The following is a 24,347-nucleotide window of genomic DNA, read 5'->3' as shown; positions in this document are numbered from 1 at the left end:
AAAACATGAAGATAGGAATCTTGACTTCAGGCGGCGACTGTCCTGGCATAAATGCTACAATCCGAGGAGTTTGCAAGACAGCCATCAATCATTATGGAATGGAAGTGTATGGTATTCACAGCGGCTTCCGTGGACTGCTGGACAACGATATCATCCCTATGGACGAAAGTTCACTTACTGGACTGCTTAATCTGGGAGGAACCATTCTGGGCACCTCACGCGAAAAACCGTTCAAAAAGAAGGGGACTGCCGTCGCGGAAGACAAACCTGCTATCCTGCTGCAGACTATCCACGACCGGCAACTGGATTGCATCGTGTGCATCGGAGGAAACGGAACTCAGAAAACGGCAGCCAAACTGGCAGAAGCAGGAGTCAATGTAGTCAGTATTCCTAAGACCATCGACAACGACGTATGGGGGACCGACACTTCGTTCGGTTTTGATTCAGCGGTATCCATCGCTACCGACGCTATCGACCGCTTGCACTCTACAGCCAGCGCACATCAGCGGGTCATGGTCATTGAGGTGATGGGACATAAAGCCGGATGGATTGCTCTCTATTCGGGCATGGCAGGGGGAGGCGACATCATTCTACTTCCTGAAATACCTTTTGACATTCACCGCATCGGCGATGCCATCATCGGCCGCCTCAAAAAAGGAAAACCCTATTCTATCGTGGTAGTAGCTGAAGGAATCCCTACTTTAGGTGGAAAGAAAGCAGCACAATACATTGCCGAAGAAATAGAATATGAAACCGGATTCGAGACACGCGAAACAGTACTGGGCTACATCCAACGCGGGGGAAGCCCTACGGCGTACGATCGAAATCTAGCTACCCGCATGGGAGGACATGCTACCGAACTGATTGCACAAGGTATGTTTGGCCGGATGGTAGCTCTTAAAGGAGATGCAATCGATTCGGTACCGCTGAGCGAAGTGGCCGGAAAACTGAAACTGGTCACAGAAGACAATGATCTAGTGGTACAAGGCCGCAAGATGGGTATCTGTTTCGGATAAAAACACCCTTGTGTTTCATTTTGCATAAAATGCTTAACCATCTCGCTCCGAACGCTTAGGCATTTGGAGCGAGATGGTCATCTATCTTCTACACAAAAACAAATCTATTTTTCTTTTTCTTCACATTTATTTTCCAAATATTACTTCTTTCGACTGTAGTAAAAATCTGATTTTTTTCAATTATTAATAAAAAAAATTTTGTTCTTCTATCATATTACTATATTTTTGCCAAAAACCTTAGATAAAAAACCAAGATTTAATACTAAATAGAAAGAGATAAAAAGAAATTTTACAACCCTATTTTGTAACCTGAGATTACTAAAAACCTAATACTTCACATTTAAATACACCTTTGCAATTTTACGTCCACATTTTTAAAGGACTCATTATATTAACAATAACATTAACCTTAACCTTAATCAACATGCAAAAAAGGAAAACGAACAAGTTTGGACAAAAACTTGGACTGGCATTATGTATGCTACCTCTTTCCTCATGGGCTATTTCCAGTGCCACACTCGATGCAAGCCCTCTTCCAGTAGTTTCCTTTCATGAAACCAAAGACATCGAAGCTACTGCACAAAGTCCTAGAAAACGAACCATCACCGGTACCATTACCGATGCTTCCGACGAAACGCCTATCATCGGAGCCAACATCGTACTGAAAGGGAAAAATACCGGCGTCATTTCCGACCTTGATGGTAATTATTCTATCGAAGCCACCAGCAAAGACATCCTAGTGGTCAGCTTCATTGGCTACAAGACTCGCGAGATTCCTGTAGTCGATCTCGGTGTAATCAACGTGAAACTGCGGTCGGACAATGAGATGCTGGACGAAGTCGTAGTAGTTGGTGCCGGTACGCAGAAAAAAGTCAGTGTCACCGGTTCCATCACCAGTGTAAAAGGTTCTTCCCTCGTCACTCCGACTTCTTCCTTGACCAATGCTCTCGCCGGTAAGCTGGCAGGTGTCATCGCCAAGACTTCCAGTGGTGCACCGGGACAGGCTGCCGAATTCTATATCCGTGGTATCGGTACATTCGGTGGAAGAGCCACCCCGCTGATTATGCTGGATGACGTGGAAATCTCGGCTGCCGACCTGAACAACATTCCGGCAGAAACCATTGAAAGTTTCTCTATCCTGAAAGATGCTTCAGCGACCGCCATCTACGGTGCCCGCGGTGCCAACGGTGTGATGTTGATCACCACCAAATCAGGACGTGAAAATGAACGCACACAAATTAACGTAACGGTGGAAAACGCATTCAACGTCATGACCAATTTCCCGGACTTCGTGGACGGTGCCACCTGGATGGAAATGTACAACGAAGCACAGACCACCCGCAATCCAGGCGTAACTCCCAAATATTCACAAGAACAGATTGAAAACACTCGTTTGGGCACCAATCCCTACATGTACCCCAGCGTAAAATGGAATGATGTGATTTTCAAGAATATGGCCATGAGCCAGCGTGCCAACATCAACGTGCAAGGTGGTGGTTCTAGAGCCACTTACTATATGAGCATTCAGGCCAACCACGACTCTGGATTGCTGAATACCCGAAAAGTATATTCTTATAACAACAACATCAACAACTGGAGCTACAACTTCCAGAACAACATCAAATATAAGCTGACGTCTACCACGACCGTAGACTTGCGAATGAATGCGCAGATACGCAACAACCAGGGTCCCAACTATAATACATCCGACTTGTTCAAGATGGCCCTGACCACCAACCCAATCAACTTCCCTGTCACATTCCCGGCACAGGAAGGCGACACACATATCCGTTTCGGTAATGCCATTCTGAGCGGAACCAACTTGCGTACTAACCCGTATGCTTACATGCTCTCTTCTTACAAGCAGATGCAGGAAAATACCTTGAACACTTCCTTGAAAATCAGCCAACAGCTTGATTTCATTACCAAGGGGCTGAGTGCCACGGCTTTGATCAACTTCAAAAACTGGTCGTCCAACTGGTATAACCGTACCATCGAACCCTACTACTACCGCATTAAAGACGGAAGTTTCAATCCTGCTACGGGAGAATACACCTTGGAAAGACTGGGCACAAGCGGAACAGATTATATCTCACAGTCGAATATCACCAAAGACGGCGACAACACTTTCTTCCTGCAGTTTACCCTCGACTATCAGCGCCGTTTCGGCAAACACAGCGTAGGCGGTATGTTGCTCTATATGCAGCGTGAATACCGGAATGCCGTGCTGCCAAACCGCAACCAGGGTTTCTCCGGACGTTTCACCTACGACTTCGACCAACGCTATTTGGCTGAAATCAACTTCGGTTACAACGGTACCGAGCGTCTGGCAAAAGGTGACCGCTTTGAGTTTTTCCCGGCCATCTCTTTGGGATGGGTGGTTTCCAACGAGAAATTCTTCGCTCCCCTCAGCAAGGTTATATCGTCCTTGAAACTGAGAGGCTCCTACGGTCTGGTAGGTAGCGACGAAACCGGTCCTGAAGGCTCACCTCACTTCTTGTACATCGACCAGGTGAATGTGATTGGCGGCGGTCGCCCGGGAGCCACCTTTGGAGAAGACCTGAATGTCACCAAATACGGTCCTGTGGTCACTCAGTATGCCGTGCAGAACGCCGGATGGGAACGCGTGAAAAAACTGGACGTCGGTTTCGACATGGAACTGTTCCGCAGCTTGAGCCTGACCTTCGACTTCTTCTACGACAAGCGCTATAACATCCTGCTGCACCGCGAGGCATGGCCGCAGTCTCTGGGATATGACTCCGCCAAACCTTGGAGCAACAAAGGAAAGGTAGACAACTGGGGATATGAACTCAGCGTCAACTACCGCAAGCAGTTCAACAAAGACCTGGCCGTAGACTTCCAAGGAAACTTTACCTACACCCAGAATAAATACGTAGACTACGACGAACCGCTCTATCCTTATACCTGGCAAACCGTGACCGGCAAACCTTTGAGCCGCCAGAAAGGTTACATCGCCGACGGACTGTTCCAAAGCCAGGAAGAGATTGACAACAGCCCGACACAAAACCTGGGAAGTAGCGTGATGGTGGGTGACGTGAAATACCGTGACGTAAACGGTGACGGCATCATCAGCACAGAAGACCAGGTCATGATTTCGGAATATGGCAACATGCCGCGCATCCAGTACGGTCTGGGTATGAACATCGACTACAAAGGATTCAATTTCGGCGTATTCTTCAACGGTTCGGCCATGCGTACCCTTATGATCAGCGGTATCACTCCGTTCGGACAAAACGACTTCAATGTCATGCAGTTCATTGCGGATGATTACTGGACAGAAGCCAACCCGAACCCCAATGCGGCGTATCCGCGTTTGGGACTAACAGATGCACAGATAGCCAATAACACCCAAGCCAGCACCTACTGGATGAGAAACGGTAACTTTATCCGCTTCAAGACACTGGAAATCGGATACCGCTTCAAACATGCCCGCGTGTACTTCAGCGGAAACAACCTGTTTGTATTCAGTCCGTTCAAGTTGTGGGATCCGGAACTGGCATGGAACAGCTACCCTTTACAGAGAACGTTTAATATCGGATTACAGTTAACTTTCTAAAAAATCTAATTACGATGAAGACTTTTAAAAACATAGGAAAAATCGCCTTACTTTCACTGGCTTTATGTGGAGGAACCACTTCATGTAACTACCTTGACGTAGTACCACCCGAACAAGCCTCTTTGCCTGATGCCACCAAAGATCCGGAAGCCACACTGGGCTTTCTTTTCTCCTGCTACGGAGGAGTGAGAAGTCCGTTCGATTATCAGACGGTGGAAGCCGGTGCCGACGAATACGTACTTCCTCCCCTGTGGAACACCGGTTCACAAAAAATCACCTGGGACTTGAACCTCCCGACCACCATCGCCGACGGATGGAGCTGGGGAAGCAACTACCGCTTCATCGGACAATGCCTGCTCTTCCTGCAGGAACTGCCTCATGCCAGAGGAGTCACGGACGAACAGAAAAGAGCATGGGCGGCAGAAGCCAACTTCCTGCTGGCCTACTATCACATGGCTACATTGATAGCCTACGGACCTTGTCCCATCACCGACACATACATTGACCAAGCCACTCCTGAATCAGAGTACAAAGGTCGTATGCACTTTGACTATGTGAAAGACTGGATCTGCCAGAAATTTGACGAGGTTTGCGAAGACGGACAGCTTCCAGCCACTCGCAGTGGGGATGAATGGGGAAGAGCCACTTCGGTCATGGCCAAAGCCTTAAAGGCCCGCCTGCTGGTATATGCCGCCTCTCCGCTATACAACGGCAGCTACCCTTACAAGGACTGGGAAAACACGAAATTCGAGACCCCGGGCTACGGCAAGGAACTGATTAGCAAACAATATGACCCCAAGAAATGGGAAGCAGCCAAAACAGCCTGCCTGGAGGCCATCGCTGCCGCAGAAGCAGCCGGACATAAATTGTTCAGCCTGGACGATGCACGCACTTTATACCAGCAAGCCAGTCTGCCGCTTCCGTTCGTTCCCTTCAAGAGCGAAAATGGGGGAACAGCCGACAAAGACAGAGAATTCATGGAACGTGTACAACTGATGCGATACGTGGTCACTACCCGTTATAAAGAAGGTAACCGTGAAACCATCTGGGGACATTCCAACCAGGGAACCATGATTATCGGCTCTCTCCCACACCGGGTCATCAAGAACAACCAAGGGACTTGGAAAGCGGGATATTCCGGAATATCACCCACTCTAAACACGGTGGAACGTTTCTACACAGAGAACGGAATACCCATTGAAAAAGACAATCAGTTCTATCCTGAATCTGAATGGTTCCAAAGTGCAGGAGTATCAGGACGTGACGATATTATCAAGCTGAATACCCGCCGAGAACCACGCTTCTATGCTTGGATTGCATTCGACGGTGGCGACATGGGAAGTCGTGTTTATGGCGGACAGCCCTTGAAACTGGAAATGCGTAATTCGGAACTTCACGGCTACAATCCGTCCCTATTCAACCGCGACAACTGTGTAACCGGATACCTGTCACAAAAGTTCATTGAACCTACATTCGCCTGGACTGCCAGTGCCGAAGAAAGCCAAACCAAGCCAAGACCGTTGATCCGTATGGCAGAATTATACCTGAACCTGGCCGAATGTTATGCAGCGCTCGGTGAAACCCCTAAAGCGCTGGAGCAGCTAAACATTATCCGTCAGCGTGCTGGAATCAGAAACCTCGAGACCAAGGACGTCACCGACGATATGCCTATCATGAAATGGGTACAGAATGAACGTTTCGTCGAATTGTGGGGAGAAGGTCACCGTTTCTACGACATCCGACGCTGGATGATTGCTCCAGAAAATATGGGTGCAGGCGTACGTAAGGGACTCAATGCCATGAGCAAGATTGACCCGACCTTTGAGGAATTCAACACGCCGGTAGTTGTCAGCCAGGATTTCAAATGGACAAACCGCATGTATTTCCTTCCTGTTTTCGAAAACGAAGTCTACAAGAACCCACAACTTATTCAGGCACCAGGTTACTAAAAAATTAACGCATTATGAAATTAAATAAAATATTTTGGGCTACATGTATGTTAGGAGGTACATTGGCCCTGTCCAGTTGCGAAACGTATGATGAACTCTTCCCACAGCAATATCATTGCGTACTAAACATCAAGGATGCAGGTATCCGCAATGCGGAACTATACACCACTGATGCTGAAGGGAAAATACAAATTTCTATCATGAAGACCGGAAGCCAAGGAGAAGCCTTGGCAAACGGTATGCTGGTACCAATGTCGGAAGAAGCATTCCAAGCCTATTGCACAGACAACAACTTGGGATATGCTTATCTGCCGGCTGAATATTACTCACTTCCCGACAAGGAGTTGAAATTTGGAGCTCAAGAACGCTACAAGATAGTAGAAGCCATATTGAAAACCCGTGAAATCCAGAAACTACAGGAAACCCACAACGGTCAGAAATATGCACTTCCTTTACTTATACGCAGTTCGGAAGTGTCGGTCAATGACAGCATGTTAATTATTGCTCCAGACATCAAATCGCCTACTATCGGGTTGACCAATACGGGATTTGTAAGTAGCGCACAGTTCTCATCTCACGGAGAAGCAACCTTAACCTACTCATTGCAACTAACCTTGCCTACCCCAAATACATGGGGGTTGAAATGTACCGTAGCTTCCAATGAGGAGGCCGTCAGTGCATTCAACCAATATAATACCCAACACAACAACCGTTACAAGCTACTTCCGCAAAATGCCTACACCCTACCAGACAACGGTGTCGTCACTTTTGGAGAAGAAGCTACAACCGCATCCCTGGATATTACATTCAACCGCTCCGCTTTGGAAATGGGAGAATACATCCTACCTTTATCCATCACTAATCCAACGGTCGAAGGAGTAGAAATCGATGCGGCACAGCGTACAATCCTGTTGGGAATCACCTATTCTCCAGACAAACTCGAACTGAAGGCTAACCAGTTCTCTACCAACTCTATCGCCAATGGTGATGGTACGGGACTTACCGGTTTAATTGATGGAATAGGTAGCGGACTTCACTTCCATTCCAACTGGAATTCACCGGTGAAAGATGCCACTTACGGAAATTACATCGATGTTCATCTGAATCAACCCATTCAAGCCATCCAGTTTGATTATTGGACACGCTTTGAGAATGGCAATGCCGCTCCAACCCATATCAAACTATTTACCAGCACAGACGGAAAAGTATGGACTGAACTTGGGGAAATCAAGTCAGGACTGCCCACAGGAGGTAATCAGAAGTATTCCTCTTCTATCTATCGTACAGCCAACAAGTTCTCTTATTTCCGCTTCGCTGTACTGACAAGTACAGCCGGCTCCATGACAAACGGAAGTTCCTGGTTCAACCTTGGAGAGCTGACCCTATATGGTAATTAATATTCATTGATGTCCCATCAAAAAGAGGAAGGAAAAACTGCAATTTTATCCTTCCTCTTCAAATTCCTCAACTAATACCTATGAGAAAAAAACTTTTCTTTTCTTCTTTTATCCTCCTGATGTTACTGATTCTGTCTTCTTCAGGATGCAAGGATAAAGATAATCTTCAAGACCGTTTCTTTTCTATCGAAGAAACAGATATCACTCAAGAATTCGGAAGCACTCCAGAAAACAAAACAATAGCTGTCAAAACCAATTTGAGTTTAAACGACTGGAAAGCAGAAAGTGATGCAGGGTGGTTGTTTATCACCACTCAGGAAGACCCGTCTACCGGAGCTAGTATCAAAATCTCCGTAACGGCAAATTCTTCTGGAGAACGCAGAAAAGCCGTAATAAAGGTTCTGTCTCCTGTACAGAACTATGTAATCAACGTAACTCAATATGCCTCGTCCGATATCGTCCTCAGCGAAGACATCAAGGTACAGCCCTCTGGAGGTAAAGCCAGTGAATGCCAACCCGGACAAGACATTGAAAACACATGGGATGGCAAATTTTCTGCCGATGGCGCCAATCCTTATCACTCACCATGGGGGAAACCGGCTAACTTCCCGGTCACACTGGAATATTATTTCCAAGGGGGTGCCGACATAGACTACCTTATTTATTATACCCGCTCCGGAAACGGAAACTTCGGGGAATTTGACCTGCTGATTGCGACCGATGAGGGGCACTCGGACTGGAAGAAATATGGTTCCTACAATTTCCGCATGCAGAATGCACCTTCCAAAATCACCTTCAAGACAACCCAGAAAGTGACAGGTATCAAGTTCGAAGTCAAATCGGGTGCCGGCAATTTTGTGAGCTGCGACGAAATGGAGTTCTATCGGTATAACCAGGAAAACACGCTGGAGAAAACGTTACTCACCGTATTCAGCGACATCACTTGCAGCACCTTGAAAGAAGGAGTGACCGACGAACAGATCAATGCCCTCCCCGACTATTTTGTCCGACTGGCCAAGGCTCTCCAGAACAATACATACGATGCGTATGAAAAAGAATTCCGTATCCGTGAATATGCCCCTTACAGCATACCGGAGGAGTGGGCCACCAAACTGATGACTAAGAAATACAGCAACCTGGACAATCCTACCGGTATCTCGGTGCAACAAGGCGATGAACTTATCGTACTGGTGGGCGACACTCACGGCCAACAGATATCCTTGCAAAGTATCTGGGAAAGCGGACAGGAATACAAGCAGACCAACGTGAACGGGGAAGTCTATTTCCTATCGCCGGGTGTCAACAAACTGACCATGCGCAAGGAGGGACAGCTTTTCGTCATGTACAACACCGACCTGACCTCACCCGACGCCCAGCCTATCAAAATTCATATCCCAATGGGAAGCGGAAAAGTGACCGGCTTCTTCGACCTGAAAGAACATAAAACCGATGAAAAGTATGCCGAACTCTTGAAGAAAGCGACCCACAAATATTTCTGTGTACGAGGTGAACGCATCATGTTCTATTTCCATACTTCCAAGATGCAGGAATTTGTCCCCAACCAGATACTGTCGGCCATCAACTTGTGGGATGACATCATCGGATGGGAACAGGAACTGATGGGCATCGAGGATGTACGCCCGTCGCAGGTGAATAACCACATCTTTGCCATCTCACCGGAAGGAAGTTACATGTGGGCCACCGACTATTGCATCGGCTTCGTTTATACGTACCTGAACAACATCCTGCTGAAAGAGAATGTCATGGCCGCCAAAGACAATGCCTGGGGACCGGCTCACGAAATAGGCCACATCCATCAGGCCGCCATCAACTGGCCCGGAAGTACGGAATCGTCCAACAACCTGTTCTCGAACTACGTGTTATACAAACTGGGGAAATACTGTTCCAGAGGCAGCGAATTGAACGACCTGGCCGATTCTCGCTTCGTCTATAAAAAGGCATGGTATAATATGGGAGATGCAACCCATCAGGGAGAAGACACGGAGATACACATGCGTATGAACTGGCAGTTGTGGAATTATTATCACCGTTGCGGACACAATCCCAGATTCTGGCAAACCTTGTTCAAACTGTTGCGTGAAGACCGGATTACAGAAAGTGACCCCGGTGCTGCCCAGCTCAAGTTTGCCATGAAAGCCAGTGAGGCGGCCAACGAAAACCTGACCGACTTCTTCGACTTGTGGGGCTTCTTTATCCCGGGAGAAGATACCATTGACCAGTATGGCACCTGGAAATATAAAGTGACGACAGAAATGATTAAAGAAGCCAAGGACTTTATGAAGAAATTCCCGAAGCCCAAACATGCCTTCCAATACATTGAAGACCGCAAGGCCGGAGATACCGGACTGGATACCAAACCTTCGGATACCGGATATTACACCCAGTTTGAAGGAGAGGTGAAAACCATCAGCCCTGACATTGCCTACACCGTTTCCGGAAGAAAATACACCGTGATAAACGGAGAAAATGCAGTGGCCTTTGAACTGCGGAAAAACAATGCCGAAGGCGAACTGATTTATTTCTTCAATATGTTCAACTACGACATCCCATCGGGTATAGAGTTAGGAAATGCCAAACTCTACGCCGTACAGGCTGACGGAAAGCGAATCGAAATCCACAAGAAATAAGTATTTCTTCTCATATTAGAAACAGAAAGGGGTACCGGCACACACACCGATACCCCTTCTTCCTATCATGTAGTTTTCAAAATCTCCGTCACTTGTTCAGCTTCCAGGTGAATCCGTCCTTGGTATCCTTCACCTCAAAGCCCAGTGCAGCCAGGTTGTCGCGAATCTTGTCGCTGGTAGCCCAGTCTTTGTTGGCCTTGGCCTGCATACGCTGTTCCAACAGCATGTCGACCACCTTTCCGTATGCTTCTTCACGGGCCGCATTGTTTTCAGCCTCCGCTTTCAATCCCAGAATGTCGAACACGAACAGATGGAACACGCTCTTCAGCTCTTCCAGGTCTTCGGCGCTGATGGTCGCCTTCTTGTCAATCACCGTATTGATCATGCGGGTGGCATCAAACAGGTGTGAAATGACAATCGGCGTATTCAAGTCGTCATTCATGGCTTCGTAGCACTTCTCGCGCAGTCCCTGCGGCTCAATGCCCGAAGTAGTCTTCGACGGAGTGATACGTTCCAGGTTCTTCACACCTTCCAGCAAACGTTCCAATCCCTTTTCAGCTGCCTGCAACGCCTCGTTGCTGAAGTCCACCGTGCTGCGGTAATGTGCCTGCAGAATGAAGAAGCGGATGGTCATCGGCGTATAGGCCTGCGTCAGCAGCTTGTTGGAGCCGGTGAAGAACTCATCCAAAGTGATGAAATTACCCAACGACTTACCCATCTTCTGTCCGTTGATGGTAATCATGTTGTTGTGCATCCAATAGCGTACCATCGGATGACCTTCAGAAGCCACAGCCTGTGCAATCTCACATTCATGGTGCGGGAAAATCAAGTCCATGCCTCCTCCGTGAATGTCGAAAGTCTCACCCAGGTACTTCCGTCCCATGGCTGTACATTCACAGTGCCAGCCCGGGAAACCGTTGCTCCAGGGTGACGGCCAGCGCATGATGTGTTCCGGCTGCGCACACTTCCACAACGCAAAATCGGCCGGATTGTGTTTCTCGTCCTGTCCGTCGAGTTCACGGGTCGTGTTGAGCACGTCGTCGAGGTTACGGCCCGACAGCACACCATAGTGATGGTCCTTGTTGTACTTGGCCACGTCGAAATAAACTGAGCCCTTGCTTTCGTACGCATATCCGTTTTTCAGGATTTCCTGTACCAGCTGAATCTGTTCGATGATGTGTCCGGACGCATGCGGCTCGATGCTGGGCGGCAACACGTTCAGGGCTTCCATAGCCTTGTGGTAACGCAACAGATAATACTGCACCACTTCCATCGGCTCCAGCTGTTCCAGACGGGCTTTCTTGGCAATCTTGTCTTCTCCGTCATCGGCATCGTGTTCCAAATGGCCCACATCGGTAATGTTACGCACGTAACGCACCTTGTAGCCCAAATGCTTCAGGTAGCGGAACAGGATATCAAACGTAATGGCGGGACGCGCATGTCCCAGATGTCCGTCACCGTATACGGTAGGACCACACACATACATGCCCACATGAGGAGCATGCAAAGGCACGAAAAGTTCCTTCTTGCGGGTCAGTGTATTGTAAATGAAAAGCTTGTTATTCTCCATAATTCAAAAGAGTTAGGTTGCAAAGTTATAAATTAAAAAGAGAAAAGCGTGATTTCGGCTAAAAAATCACGCTTTTCTCCTTGCAATCTCCCTCGGGTTATTTCGTCAGGACAATACCGCCTTCCGGCTGAATCACCACTTTCACTTCGGACGGGTTCTTGATTTTCAAGTCCTCCAGCTTCGGCTGGCGCTTCTTGTCGTCCAGGTAATAAGACACCGTCTCACCCTTCTGCCACATCGGCAGGTTCAGCGTCAGCTTCAACGGTTCTTTCTGGGCATTCACTCCCACCACGTACCAGCGGTCACCGTGACGGCGGGCCAGCACACAATATTTACCGGGATAGCCATCCAGGAACACCGTTTCATCCCAGGTGGTCGGCACCTGCTTCATGAAGTCGATGGCCAAAGCCGGCGCATCGGTCAGGTTGTTCGGAGCCAGAGCAAAGTTCTGAAGCGGGTTCTGATACAGCACCGCCGTAGCCAGCTGGAACACATCGGTCGTCTTGCGGGTACATCCTCCGTCATTTGTCCGGTTGTAACGCTTGTTCAGCAACGTACCACCGAATTCCATGCAGCCGATGGTGTTACGGATAAACGGATGCAGACAAGCATTGTAGGCCTCCATATCGTCAAAATGCTGGTTGAATATCAGGTTCTCTGAAGCCAGTACCGCCTCGCTGCCCACATAATTGGGATACATCCGTTCCCATCCGCGCGGAATGGTACAGCCATGGAAGATAATCATCAGTCCGTATTCGTTGGCATCGGTCAGGATGTCTTCGTACAAGCCCATCATCTGCTGCTTGTCACTGCCGAAGAAATCCACCTTCAGTCCCTTCACACCGCATTTCTGCAACCATTTCATTTCTTTCTTGCGGGCTACGGAGTTGCTCATGCACTGCTTGGCATCCTGCGGCGCATCGTTCCAGTAGCCGTTGGAGTTGTACCACACGAATACGTCCACCTTCTTCTGGTGTGCATACTGGAAGAGTTTCTCCATCTTGTCGCGGCCGATGTTCTTCTCCCAGCCGCCGTCAATCAGGGTATATTCATAGCCCATCTCACTGGCCAGGTCGATGAAACGCACCTGGTCGTCATAATTAATGCTCGGGTCCTGCCACATGATCCAGCTCCAGGTGGAACGTCCGAACTTATAATCCTGTGAAGGTTCATAGAGCGGATCTACCACATCAAACGGGACTGTGGTTTCCACAATCGGCTTCAGCCCGTTACCCACCGTAATGGTACGCCAGGGAGTCACACCCGGCAGAGCCAGTCCCGGAGTGGAAGAACCCAGTCCGTTCATCTCGCCCGGGTTCGGGAAGGCAATGCTATACAGCCCGTCCTTCGTGGCATCGCTCAGATGAGACGCACAATACAAGCTGCGCACACCGGTTTCCGAAACCAGTGCCCAGTTGTCACCTACGTGGAAAAGGGCCGGGAAAGTATACCCTTCACCGTATTTTGACGGCGTGGCCACCGGCTCATCGGGTACATACTCTTCTTCGTAACTCGGCTTGGTACGCATCCAGCCAATCATCGGGTCGCTCTGCGGGGAAAGGAAGGTCGTGGTGGAAGAGGGGAAATCAAATCCGGTCGCTTCCTTCTCTACCACCATACAGGCGGTTTCGCCATATTGAGGCATCTCATAGCGGAACGCGATGTCGTTGTTGCTCAGCTGGAACACGATATCCACTTTCTTCTTGTCTGCATTTTCAAGGGTCACGGTCAGCTTGTTAGCCGCATAGTGTACCGTAGAACGTTTGATACGGGTCTGCGTGTAGGTCTTGTCCACCTTATCTGTCTGCTGGTCCACAAACGTCATCTGACGGCTGAAATCACCGATATTGGACACGAAGCCCAACGGAGAATTCTCCAAAACGGTCTTGCCGTCGTAAGTTACCGAATAAACAGGTTTACCGTCCTGCAACTGAAAATCGAGTTTCAAACGTGCATCCGGCCCCGTCACTGCCGCTTGCTGGGCAAATGCTTGAGAGGCCAATAATGCCAATGTGCCAAAAAGTACTTGTTTCTTCATAGGTGTTTTTCCAGATAATTACTAATCAGGACAAAAATAGAAATTAAGTGTGAAACTAACAATAAAAGATTCTTCAAAAACGACCGCAAATCATGCAAGTCATTACAAAAACCGCCGCGAAGTTTTACGGACCTCACAGCGGCATTTGTCTGAGACCATTCTCAGAACTGAACTATCGGCCATCCGTCGGATGTCCACGTCATTTCCCGTATAATCAATTTCGGCGCTCCTTCTTCTGCCACCGAATAGGCATGGCAAATGAAATAATCCTTCCCGTCAAGGTGATAGGCAGCATTGTGCCCCACTCCAGCATAATCCTTATTTCCCTGAATGACCAACGAACCACCTCCCCGGTTCAACGCTTTTCCTTCTTTATCCAAGTAAGGACCTGTCACCGTTTTCGCACGGCCCACCATTACTTTGTAGTTACTGTCCAATCCTTTGCAGCAATAGTCGAACGACACGAAGAGATAATAATAATCCCCGTGCTTCATGATAAAAGGGGCTTCTACTGCTCCGTCGCCTGCCTCTTCCTCTGGCAAGTCGAACGTACGCGGACGGCGGCAAAGCGAATGCCATTCTTCGGGCTGGGCCACCCCGTTCAGGTCCAGCGTCAACTTGACCAGCTTGATGCCGTCCCAGAAGGAACCGAAGCTCATCCACGGCGTACCGTTTTCATCGATAATCACATTCGGGTCGATGGCATTCCACATATCCCGGTGAGGAACCGACTGAATCACCTTGCCGTGGTCAGTCCACTTAAAATCGGGACTGGATGGGTCAAGTGTAGGGTTCGTAGCATGTCCGATAGCCGAAGTGTTCTTTCCAAAGGCCGAACAGGAATAAAACAGGTGATAAAGTCCGTGATGGTAAATGATATCCGGAGCCCACGTATGTCCGTGGTAGCCCTTGATAGCCTCTACCGCCCATTGAGATGCCTTGTCAAAAACCGGTTTCTCAAATTTCCAGTTTTTCCTATCTTTGGAGGACATGACTGAAATCCCCTGCCCGGTAGCAAAGAGATAGTAGGTATCCCCCTGCTTGGCCAGCACGGGGTCGTGCGTCATGACTTTGCTGGTCGGAATAACCGACGAATGTTTCTCTGGAGGCAATGGATAAATCTCCTTTGTCACCACCAATGAAAGAAATAATAAAGTGATGAGTTTCATAGTCTGCATAAAAAATAGGATATAAATTACTACTGTTTGAAGTGTATTTCACTAATCAAAATTGCTTCTACAAAAAAATGAGTAATACGGTTGCAGTATTACTCATTTTTCAGTAGCATTCTTACACATCATTGTGCCAGAAATATTCTACACCCGAGTTACTTGCTCTTTTTTCCCCAATAAGTCTTGCAATTGGTACCATAACCCGCATAGACAATGGTGTGTGTTCTCGGAGAGGCTTCCCAGTCGGTTTCTCGCTGCAAGTAGAGTTTCACACCGTTATCGAATGTCAGGCACTGATTCGCACTGTCATACGACCAGGTTGCTCCTTTCCAGGAACCTTCAGTAACGGTATGGTCGGCAGCAAGTGTCATCTGAGTCGAAGTTTTCTGCTTCCCATAAGAATAAGAAAGGTCAATGTGCTCCCAGTTACCCAGCAATTCCTCTTCAGTGATGGCCACCTGTGGCACGGCTCCATAGCGCTCAGGCATTACCAGTGGCCAGCCATCTTCTGTCCAGCGGATAGACCGCACATGGCCCATCATAAGGGCATTACTGTATGCATTACCTCCCACGTTTGCCGGGAACCGACCTTGTGAGGCAAAATACCAGTTCCCGTTTCCGTCATCAAATACGCAACAATGAGAGATACCGACCCAACCGTCACTGTTATTGAACTTATACGGATGAGTCACTACCGGAAGGATATCACCTCCCACCGTAGTCACGTCTGTGCCATCCATCCCCAAGTAAGGACCTGCAATATTGGTAGCGCGTGCCACACGGGTATTGTACGGTACATCCAACGCATCATAGGCCAGGAACAAATAATAATATCCATCATGATAAACCAATTCCGGACCTTCTGAGCCTTGCCAGCGGTTTCCCATCTGACGGGTAGCTATCAACTGACCATAAGCAGCAATGTCATCACTTGTTCCCCAAGGGTTAGGCAGGTCGGCTTTCACCTTACCGGTTTCTCCGTCGATTTCCACCAATGCGATGCCACTATGCCAAGAGCCATAGGCCAGATAATGTTTGCCTTCTTCCGTAATAATGTAGCTGGGGTCAATGGCATTCCATTTATAATAGCAGTTGCTCCAATCGTCCGCAGCCACATGGAAGTCAAGCCCCTTATCCGAAGCGTTGGTGATGACATACCCTTTATCCACCCAGCCCTCGTTATTGGCAGGATTGTCATTCTCCATCATTCCAATGAACGCGCGTTCACTCCATGTACCGTCTCCACTCAAAGTACCAGGACACACAATAGAGTAATACATACGGTACAAACCACTTCTCACTTTCCGTACACAAGGAGCCCAATAACCAAAATCCGCTGTATTCGGAGTCACAGCCTCCAATCCCATTCCTTCACGAATCTCGTTCAGTTTCGGAATCACCCAGTCGGGCAGGTTCTGCATCGTTCCTCCCAGGTATTCCCAATCTACCAGGTTCTTTGAACGACGCCCGTGAAAATGTCCACCCGCAGTATGTGCATTACCATACGAAGCATCTGTTTGATACATATAATAATACCCGTCATCGGCCAGCACCACTGTAGGATCATGCACATTACTCAGATTCCATTGGGCACGCTTGGACCAGTCGGCAATATCCACATAATTATCTACATAAGCAGGAGCTACATAGTTTGCCAGTTGTTCCTCAAGCCCCTGAGCTTCCGTGGTAGCAGTAAACGACTCGGAATATGTATAACGGCTATTACCATACACATAAGCACGGATATAATAAGTGGTATTACCCATCAAACCAGAGATTGTTGCGCTGAAATTTTCATCTGCCTCCACCACATTATCTTTAATGCTAGGAGTTTGTGCGTTGGCACTATAACAGAAACCTCTTTTCACCACACTGTTCACATTTCCAGTAACCGATGACACAAGCGTTAACGAAGTTCCTGTTGCTGCAGTGACTTCAGGGGTAGCTACAACCACATCACTATTTCTATTGTATTCAATGTTTTCCAACCCATCGGTACAAGCCGTAAAGGCAAAAACCGCCAGTAAGGATAATAAAAAGAAAGATATTTTTTTCATTTAGCCGGTTTGTTTAAGACATGCCGTTGCTTCCCAAACGCAACGGCATGTAAGATTAAAAAATAAGTTTATTCACCGAAAACGAGATGAGAACTATCCACCGTCAACGCAAAGTTTAAATCAGTGGGATCCACAGTACTGATACCCAGATAATACTGTGTGGAAGTGGTACCAGTGGTTCCCTGCATCACGGCCTGCACATCGGCTGTACCATTGCCGCAGTTAGTCACATATACCGTTACCTTGGCTCCATTCATTCCAGCCAACCAAGTGGCCCAATCGCCTTGCGTACCGTTATGGATACAAGCTTCATAGCCTGCGCCATCTGCCGCATCTCCATCCCATCCATAGTTATCCGCCCGAACTACTGCATACTCAGTAAGATCCTTTTTACGGAGTACGATGACATAATTATTCCAGTTTGACACCAAACAACTATAGTTTGTGAAAGTAATCGACTTCGTCGCCCCTGCAGGTACATTAAACTCATCAGAAAAAGCACCCCAAAAAGCGGTAGAATTATCTTCTGCTCCTATCATTCCCGTGCTGTTCTTCACCTCCGAAACCTGTGATTCTTTCACGGTCACATTCACTGTTGCAGTAATTCCTTCTCCGGCAGTAAGAGTCACGATTTGTGAACCTGTTTTGGCTGGAACAGCCGAGAAGGTAAGTTCCGAATTCTGGAGAATCCGGGTATTCCCAGTAGTCGTAGTTGCCGTCACCACCATACCTGTAGGATCGAATGCCAATGTACGGTCGGTTAAAGACTGGGTAGCCTCCGAGGTATAGTAATAATAATCCGTATGCGAAGGCTGAGTCGTCACCTCAATGGATTTGATTTGTTCAACTACCTCAAAAGTCGCATTGGCCATAATCGGAGTATCACAGTTTTCACCTTTAAATGTCTTGTTGTAAACTGCTACAAGTGTCTTTTCCCCTGTAGTATCCATATCAGGAATTGCAGAGAAACTAAGTTCGGAAGCTGTCACAGTTTTTGTAACCCCCTCTTCAAAGGTTACCAAAGCAGTCACACCGGCCACAGCGTCCTCAAGAGACGTTCCTGCATTCACATATTGCGGCACATTCTGTAATGTCATAGAAACCGGATTTTTATCTTCAGCGGAAGTGCACCCCCCTATCGGTTCAATGTTTGTTTGTTGGAAGTCAATGTAAGAACCTTCCGGTACCAGGAAACAACGGATATTGGTGTTGCTTGCGTCTGCATTCAGATTCACAAGCACAGTCGGTTGATTGTAAGTCTTGGTAACCGTTCCATTGGTCATCGTAACGCTGAATGACTCCGGATTGGTTCTGTCAACTACAAGCGTGACTTTTCCTCCGAGTTTATCAATGCCGGCATCCGTATCCGTTTCAAAAGTAAGCGTACTCTGGATATAAGAACGATCGATATAATCACCCCACTCTGAATTACCCGACGGCTGATTATCAAAACGTATTGCACCATACTCCTTATACCCGTCCCCGTCACGGTCCGCGTCTGAACAGATTATCAGCGCAAAATTCTTATAAGTATTCGTGGCACTTGGATTAATATGAAGATTGAACACTGCATTCCATTTCTGCCCATCAGGTATTACATAATATTTAGAGAAGGCCGCCCACCATCCACTCGTATAATCGGTATTCCCAATGGTATACACATCTTCCATCATGCCTTCAAGCACAATTTCGTCCTGATTATCGTTCTTCGAATCCTCTATTTCCTGTATTTTATCGGAAATCCAATCGGGCGCATTCACCTCAAACAGTTCGCCACCCTCACAACCTGTCAAGGCAAACATACCTAAAGTCACTGAAAAACAGGCTGATATTATTTTATTTAAATGTTTCATTGTATTACACATTAAGAAGTAATTAAATTATCACGGTCTCTTCATTGCCCTAAAGGATCGTTTTGATTTATCTCTACTTACTCAAATCCACAACCGGACGCACTGTCCATCCCTTTTCACGGAAATAAGCCGAGTTATCTGTGCTATAGTTAGCAGAGTTTCCTTCCAGATTCGGATTATTGTTGGTCAACTGCTGAACGATAGGCAGGAACTCATGTCCTTGAATATAGGTGTCATAAGAGCACTTCAGTTCCGAATCGGTCGTTACATCACTATAACTTACGGGATCTTTCACACCCTCAGTTGAACGACGGAAGGTTCCATGTTCCTTCAACTGCTGCAGACGGCCGCTGTCATAGAAGAATCCCCAACGTATAAGGTCGAAACCACGTCCGAATTCACATCCGAATTCTTTTGGTCTTTCTACATTTGCTATCTGTTCAAAAAGCTCATCTGCGGTGCTAAAATCAGCAAGTTTCAAATCCGGCAAATCCACGCGACTACGTACTTCATTAATCCAGTCTATAGCCTGCTGAGTCGGACCGTTTACTTCGTTCTCACACTCTGCTGCACGTAGCAATACATCCGAATAACGCATCAAACGCAAATTGATACCATCGTGCAAGCCTGTCACTACTGTACCATAAAGACCGGTACGAAGATTCGTAAACTTAGCAATAGGCAGACCGCCATAAGTATTATTGGTCACAATATTGTCTGTAGCCGAAAGTTTGTTAGTATAAGCCACATTTCCATACTCAAAATCTTCCCAATCAGTTTCATAAGTACCGATAGTCCAATAAAGACGAGGATCAAGCTTATTGTCTGTAGTACGTTCCTCTTTGAAAAGATTGTATAACCATGGGGAAGCTGAGATATCAGCCCATCCACCATAATTGCCCGGAGCAAAGTTACTCTCTATGGCAGAACCCTGAGTAGCGTTAGGGCTTGTATTTACCGGTGTCCACTCATCATCTGTTCCCTGTGAACCATAATCAAGGAATTGTATCTCAAACAGACTTTCATCATTGTTCTCATAAGCAGAACCTTCACGGAAATTGTCGCCATAGTTATCCATCAATCGGTAAGTACCATACTTCTTGGCAATAATATCTTTAAGCACAGTAAGCGCCTCACTAAATTTATGGCGTACCATCAGCGTACGGGCATAATAGCCAGCCGCAGCCCCACAAGTGGCACGTCCTCCTGCCCATTCACCACCTTCATCACGAGAAGGCAGTAATTCCATCGCTTCTGAAAAATCTTTTTCTACCTGGTCAAGAACTTCATCATAAGTGCTGTTTGCTCCATAAAGTCCATCCAATGAAGAATAAGTGTCATAATCCGTAATTAAGGGAGGATTCTGATAGTATCCGGCCAAATTATAATATGACAATCCACGCAAGAACAGAGCTTGACCCTTTATATGTTTCATATTTTCAGAAAGCTGGTCGTTATCTTCCCCACAACGAGACATGATAAAGTTACAAACGTTTATGGTATAGTACCATTCACGCCACGGCCAAAATGCGATATCGGAGGTCACTTCTACATTGAGGTCATCAAATGGTAAATACCAGACTTGGGATGAATTCCAAGCTTCATCTCCGCGGCATACGTCGATAGTATACCCCACACGTGCATACGATCCTTCCATTCGAATATGATTGTATGCAGCAATCACACACTCCTCCAAATCATCGGCATCGAAACCGAAAGTACTTGAAGTCTGCTGGTTGGGATTGACCAATTCCAATCTATCGATACAAGAAGACAAAGTGCCAAATCCCACAATAAGAGCAAGTGAATATATATTAAGTTTCATACAGTTTGTTTTTAATCTTAAAATACAGAATAGCCATTAGAATGTAAAATGTACTCCACACATAAATGTACGTGCGGTTGGATATGAGCAGAAATTGTATCCCGGAGTGAATGTGCCACCCGCATAGTCCACATTGTAACCATTATAACCAGTGAATGTGCAGAGGTTCTGTGCTGACACATACAGACGTACATCGGATATGTATTTGCCAAACCAGGAATTCGGGAAATTATACCCTAATTCTATGTTGGCAATCTTCCAATAAGCAGCGTTCTGAATCTTACGGGAGCTGAACAAATCATTCCATGCCAAACTTGCACTGTTAGTTATATATGTACGGGGTACATTCGACAGGTATGTGGTTCCGTCTTCACTAAAGCGGTTGGCATCCAGCATAGCTACTTCCTTGTTGCTCCATCCGTAACAAGAGTGAAGCGAATTGTATATGTCATCGCTCACATGATAGTTCAGCGCACCATAAGTAGCAATACTCAAATCAAATCCCTTATACTCAAAACGTGCATTAAGACCAAAGTTTATTTTCGGTAAACCGCTTCCCAATACTACTCTATCGTCTGTATCTATTTTCCCATCGTTGTTTATATCCTTATATAAGCAGTCGCCTACATTTGCTCCTTCCTGCACAGCATGGTTATCAATGTCTTCCTGTACACGTGCAATACCTTCATAAACATAACCATAGAACTGGCCTATTTCCTGTCCAACGTAAGTAATGTAATCCCCTGTCAGATAATAATCTGTACCAAACCCTAATGAAGTTACCCGGTTCTTTAACGTACTGAGGTTTGCGGATATCTCATATTTGAAAGGATGATCGTGATTACGATAAGTAGCAGAGAACTCAAAACCCGAGTTTTCCATAGAGGCTGCATTCATCGTGACTGTCGTATTTGAAACTCCAGCTTGTTCCGGAACGGGTACGGAATACAACAAGTCTGTACTCGTGTTTTTATACCATTCAGCCGTAAACTCCAGACGGTTGTTGAACAATGCCAAATCTATACCCACATTATAGGTTTTCTTCTTTTCCCACGATAAATTGTTGTCCACGAAAGTAGAGATTGCAGAACCCGTTACAGGGGAATTATTGAAGCTATATGTCATGTTATTTCTCGACATTGTAGCCTGGTACATGTATTCACCGATATTTTCATTACCCAGTTCACCATAGCTACCACGGACTTTGAACATGTTTACCACCTCGGGATTGAAAGGGAAGAAGCTTTCCTTATCGAAACGCCAACCTACAGATACAGAAGGGAATGTTCCCCAACGGATGCCGCTAGACAAACGGGAGCTGGCATCTCTACGCACCGTAGCAGAAATCAAATATCTGTCATCGTAATTGTAGTTTACACGACCGATGTAAGACAAGATGGCATGTTTATACTCATAACTGCTTGAGTAGGTGTCCGAACCATTTTGAAGTTGTAAAAAATAAGGTTCAGTATAATTCAGTCCCCATCCTGTAAGCAAGTCCGTATTCTCTTCCTCATAAGTCTGACCCGCAATCACATTGATATGATGTTTCCCTATTGTTCCGTCATAAGTAAGAACGTTTTCAATCAGTGCATCTGAATAGTCACGGGAAGCTTTTTCCAGACGTTCATTACTCTTTGCCAAATACACACGATTACTTTGTATCCAAGAAGGAATCCAGGTGAAATCCTTGCAATGCGTCTTACTGTAAGACAAATTAATCTTATAATTTAACTTATGGTTCTTACTATCTATGCCCAACATTTTAAGAAGGTCTACATCGGCCGATCCTGTACCGACAAAACGATCCACACGCGTGTTGCGCTGCAACAGATTATTAATCAACAATGGATTAGAAGCCGAGATATCTCCATGTATATCATCATAGTACACCCCGTAACCATAGGCATCATAATTATAATCGCTCGCCGCACCGACTTTATCATCAAGTACCCATGTAGATGGATCGTATGCCTTGATAGTCGGCTGCATCAGCAGAGTACCCCGCAAAACATTGGTCACATCGCCATACAATCCTTGAACGTACTCGGAAGCATTCGACAAACTCATATTATCCTGGTCGGAATGAGAATACACAACACTTGTTTGAAACTTCACGAATTTCGTATCCATCGTATTGTTCACACGCGCAGTAAAACGCTCATAGTTAGGCCCTGCACCTTCAAGTGTCCCTCTCTGGTTGAAATAATCCAACGACACATTATAGGTACTGCGTGCACTACCTCCTGAAAGGTTTACATTGTGATTCTGGCGGATACCAGTTTTGAATACCTCATCAAACCAGTCGGTATCTGTGTCATCCATAAATTTATATTTACCGGTCGCACTGTCAAGACTATACCCTCCAGGCAATGGAGTATTGGAATTCAAACACGACAGGCCAACATATTGGCTATACTGGTCGGCATTCATTACGTCGTAGACCCCTTTGGAAATATTATCCACACCGAAATATCCATTGTAATCTACTTTCAACGGCTGATCTTTCTTACCGCGCTTTGTCGTAATAATTACCACACCATTGGCTGCACGAGAACCATATATAGCTGCCGCAGAAGCATCTTTCAAAACCTGAATGGTTTCTATGTCACTTGAAGAGAAGTCACGAATTGATGTACCCATCGGAACACCGTCAATCACATAAAGAGGAGAAGTATCACCAAAAGAACCGATACCACGGATTCGTACCGTTGGATCTGCTCCAGGCTGACCATCTGAAGTGACTTGCACACCTGCAACTTTTCCTTCGAGCATAGAAGAAATATTAGAATGAGAAACCTGCTTCAATGCTTCGGCATCAACAACCGCTACAGAACCTGTCAAATCCGACTTTTTCTGTGTTCCATAACCTACAACGACCACCTGCTCAAGCATGAAATCATCACTCTGCAACTGAATAGGCTCAAGAACCGACCGGCCGCGAACAGCCACTTCACGCTCCTTATAACCCACATAACTGATTACCAACACAGCATTGCCAGGTACTTCCAACTGGAAATTGCCATCCAAATCAGTGGTTGTTCCTGTTGATGAAGTGTTTTTTATCCTAATAGTAGCACCTAACAAGGGCTCACCTTGTTCATCGACAACTTGGCCACGAACCTTAATGGCCGAGGATTGTGTCACAGCAGCCACAGCGGACATAGGATATACCGCTGCACTCCCTAAAGCACACAAGCCAAGCATTGCGGAAAAAATCAATTGTTTTTTCATGTTTAACGGTA

At 46.6% G+C, this 24,347-nt stretch carries 12 protein-coding genes; 5 read left to right on the top strand and 7 right to left on the bottom strand.

The features are described from left to right. Positions 1-5: 5 nt before the first annotated feature. The 5 genes from OCV81_RS02820 to OCV81_RS02800 all read left to right on the top strand — a co-directional run bounded on the left by OCV81_RS02820 (position 6) and on the right by OCV81_RS02800 (position 10,587). Positions 6-1,016 (top strand): ATP-dependent 6-phosphofructokinase, encoded by a 1,011-nt coding sequence (locus OCV81_RS02820; protein ID WP_148328187.1) that lies wholly within the window; start codon positions 6-8, stop codon positions 1,014-1,016. A gap of 478 nt (positions 1,017-1,494) precedes the next feature. Then, positions 1,495-4,593, top strand: a complete 3,099-nt coding sequence (locus OCV81_RS02815; RefSeq protein ID WP_148328283.1) for a SusC/RagA family TonB-linked outer membrane protein — start codon at positions 1,495-1,497, stop codon at positions 4,591-4,593. Between the two features lie 14 nt (positions 4,594-4,607). Beyond that, positions 4,608-6,542 carry a RagB/SusD family nutrient uptake outer membrane protein gene (locus tag OCV81_RS02810; RefSeq protein ID WP_148328185.1) on the top strand — a complete coding sequence of 645 codons (1,935 nt, stop codon included), beginning with the start codon at positions 4,608-4,610 and terminating at the stop codon, positions 6,540-6,542. Between the two features lie 14 nt (positions 6,543-6,556). Beyond that, positions 6,557-7,939, top strand: coding sequence for a BT_3987 domain-containing protein (locus tag OCV81_RS02805; RefSeq protein WP_148328183.1), 1,383 nt, complete (start codon positions 6,557-6,559; stop codon positions 7,937-7,939). Between the two features lie 80 nt (positions 7,940-8,019). Continuing rightward, the gene (locus OCV81_RS02800) at positions 8,020-10,587 is read left to right on the top strand and encodes a M60 family metallopeptidase (RefSeq protein ID WP_148328181.1); all 2,568 of its coding nucleotides are present in this window, start codon (positions 8,020-8,022) and stop codon (positions 10,585-10,587) included. Positions 10,588-10,675: 88 nt separating this feature from the next. Here OCV81_RS02800 and cysS read toward each other — a convergent pair whose 3' ends face one another. The 7 genes from cysS to OCV81_RS02765 all read right to left on the bottom strand — a co-directional run bounded on the left by cysS (position 10,676) and on the right by OCV81_RS02765 (position 24,336). Further along, positions 10,676-12,157, bottom strand: a complete 1,482-nt coding sequence (gene cysS, locus OCV81_RS02795; RefSeq protein WP_072541366.1) for a cysteine--tRNA ligase — start codon at positions 12,155-12,157, stop codon at positions 10,676-10,678. A 97-nt stretch (positions 12,158-12,254) separates the two neighbouring features. After that, a complete protein-coding gene (locus OCV81_RS02790; RefSeq protein ID WP_148328179.1) occupies positions 12,255-14,195 on the bottom strand; it encodes a glycoside hydrolase family 97 protein in 1,941 nt (646 codons plus the stop codon). A gap of 161 nt (positions 14,196-14,356) precedes the next feature. Beyond that, positions 14,357-15,373 carry an arabinan endo-1,5-alpha-L-arabinosidase gene (locus OCV81_RS02785; RefSeq protein WP_262640005.1) on the bottom strand — a complete coding sequence of 339 codons (1,017 nt, stop codon included), beginning with the start codon at positions 15,371-15,373 and terminating at the stop codon, positions 14,357-14,359. A gap of 149 nt (positions 15,374-15,522) precedes the next feature. Further along, positions 15,523-17,424: an arabinan endo-1,5-alpha-L-arabinosidase gene (locus tag OCV81_RS02780; RefSeq protein ID WP_148328177.1), complete on the bottom strand. Its 1,902-nt coding sequence runs from the start codon at positions 17,422-17,424 to the stop codon at positions 15,523-15,525. A 68-nt stretch (positions 17,425-17,492) separates the two neighbouring features. After that, on the bottom strand, positions 17,493-19,277 hold the full coding sequence (locus OCV81_RS02775; RefSeq protein WP_148328175.1) for a bacterial Ig-like domain-containing protein: 1,785 nt from the start codon (positions 19,275-19,277) through the stop codon (positions 17,493-17,495). Between the two features lie 73 nt (positions 19,278-19,350). Continuing rightward, positions 19,351-21,102, bottom strand: coding sequence for a RagB/SusD family nutrient uptake outer membrane protein (locus OCV81_RS02770; protein WP_148328172.1), 1,752 nt, complete (start codon positions 21,100-21,102; stop codon positions 19,351-19,353). A 36-nt stretch (positions 21,103-21,138) separates the two neighbouring features. Then, a complete protein-coding gene (locus OCV81_RS02765; protein WP_148328170.1) occupies positions 21,139-24,336 on the bottom strand; it encodes a SusC/RagA family TonB-linked outer membrane protein in 3,198 nt (1,065 codons plus the stop codon). Positions 24,337-24,347 lie beyond the last annotated feature (11 nt).

The sequence above is a fragment of the Phocaeicola fibrisolvens genome (assembly GCF_025567125.1).
GTDB classification, from domain to species: domain Bacteria; phylum Bacteroidota; class Bacteroidia; order Bacteroidales; family Bacteroidaceae; genus Phocaeicola; species Phocaeicola fibrisolvens.
Note: the sequence above shows the minus strand (reverse complement) of the source record. Positions and strands in the feature narration are given on the sequence as shown.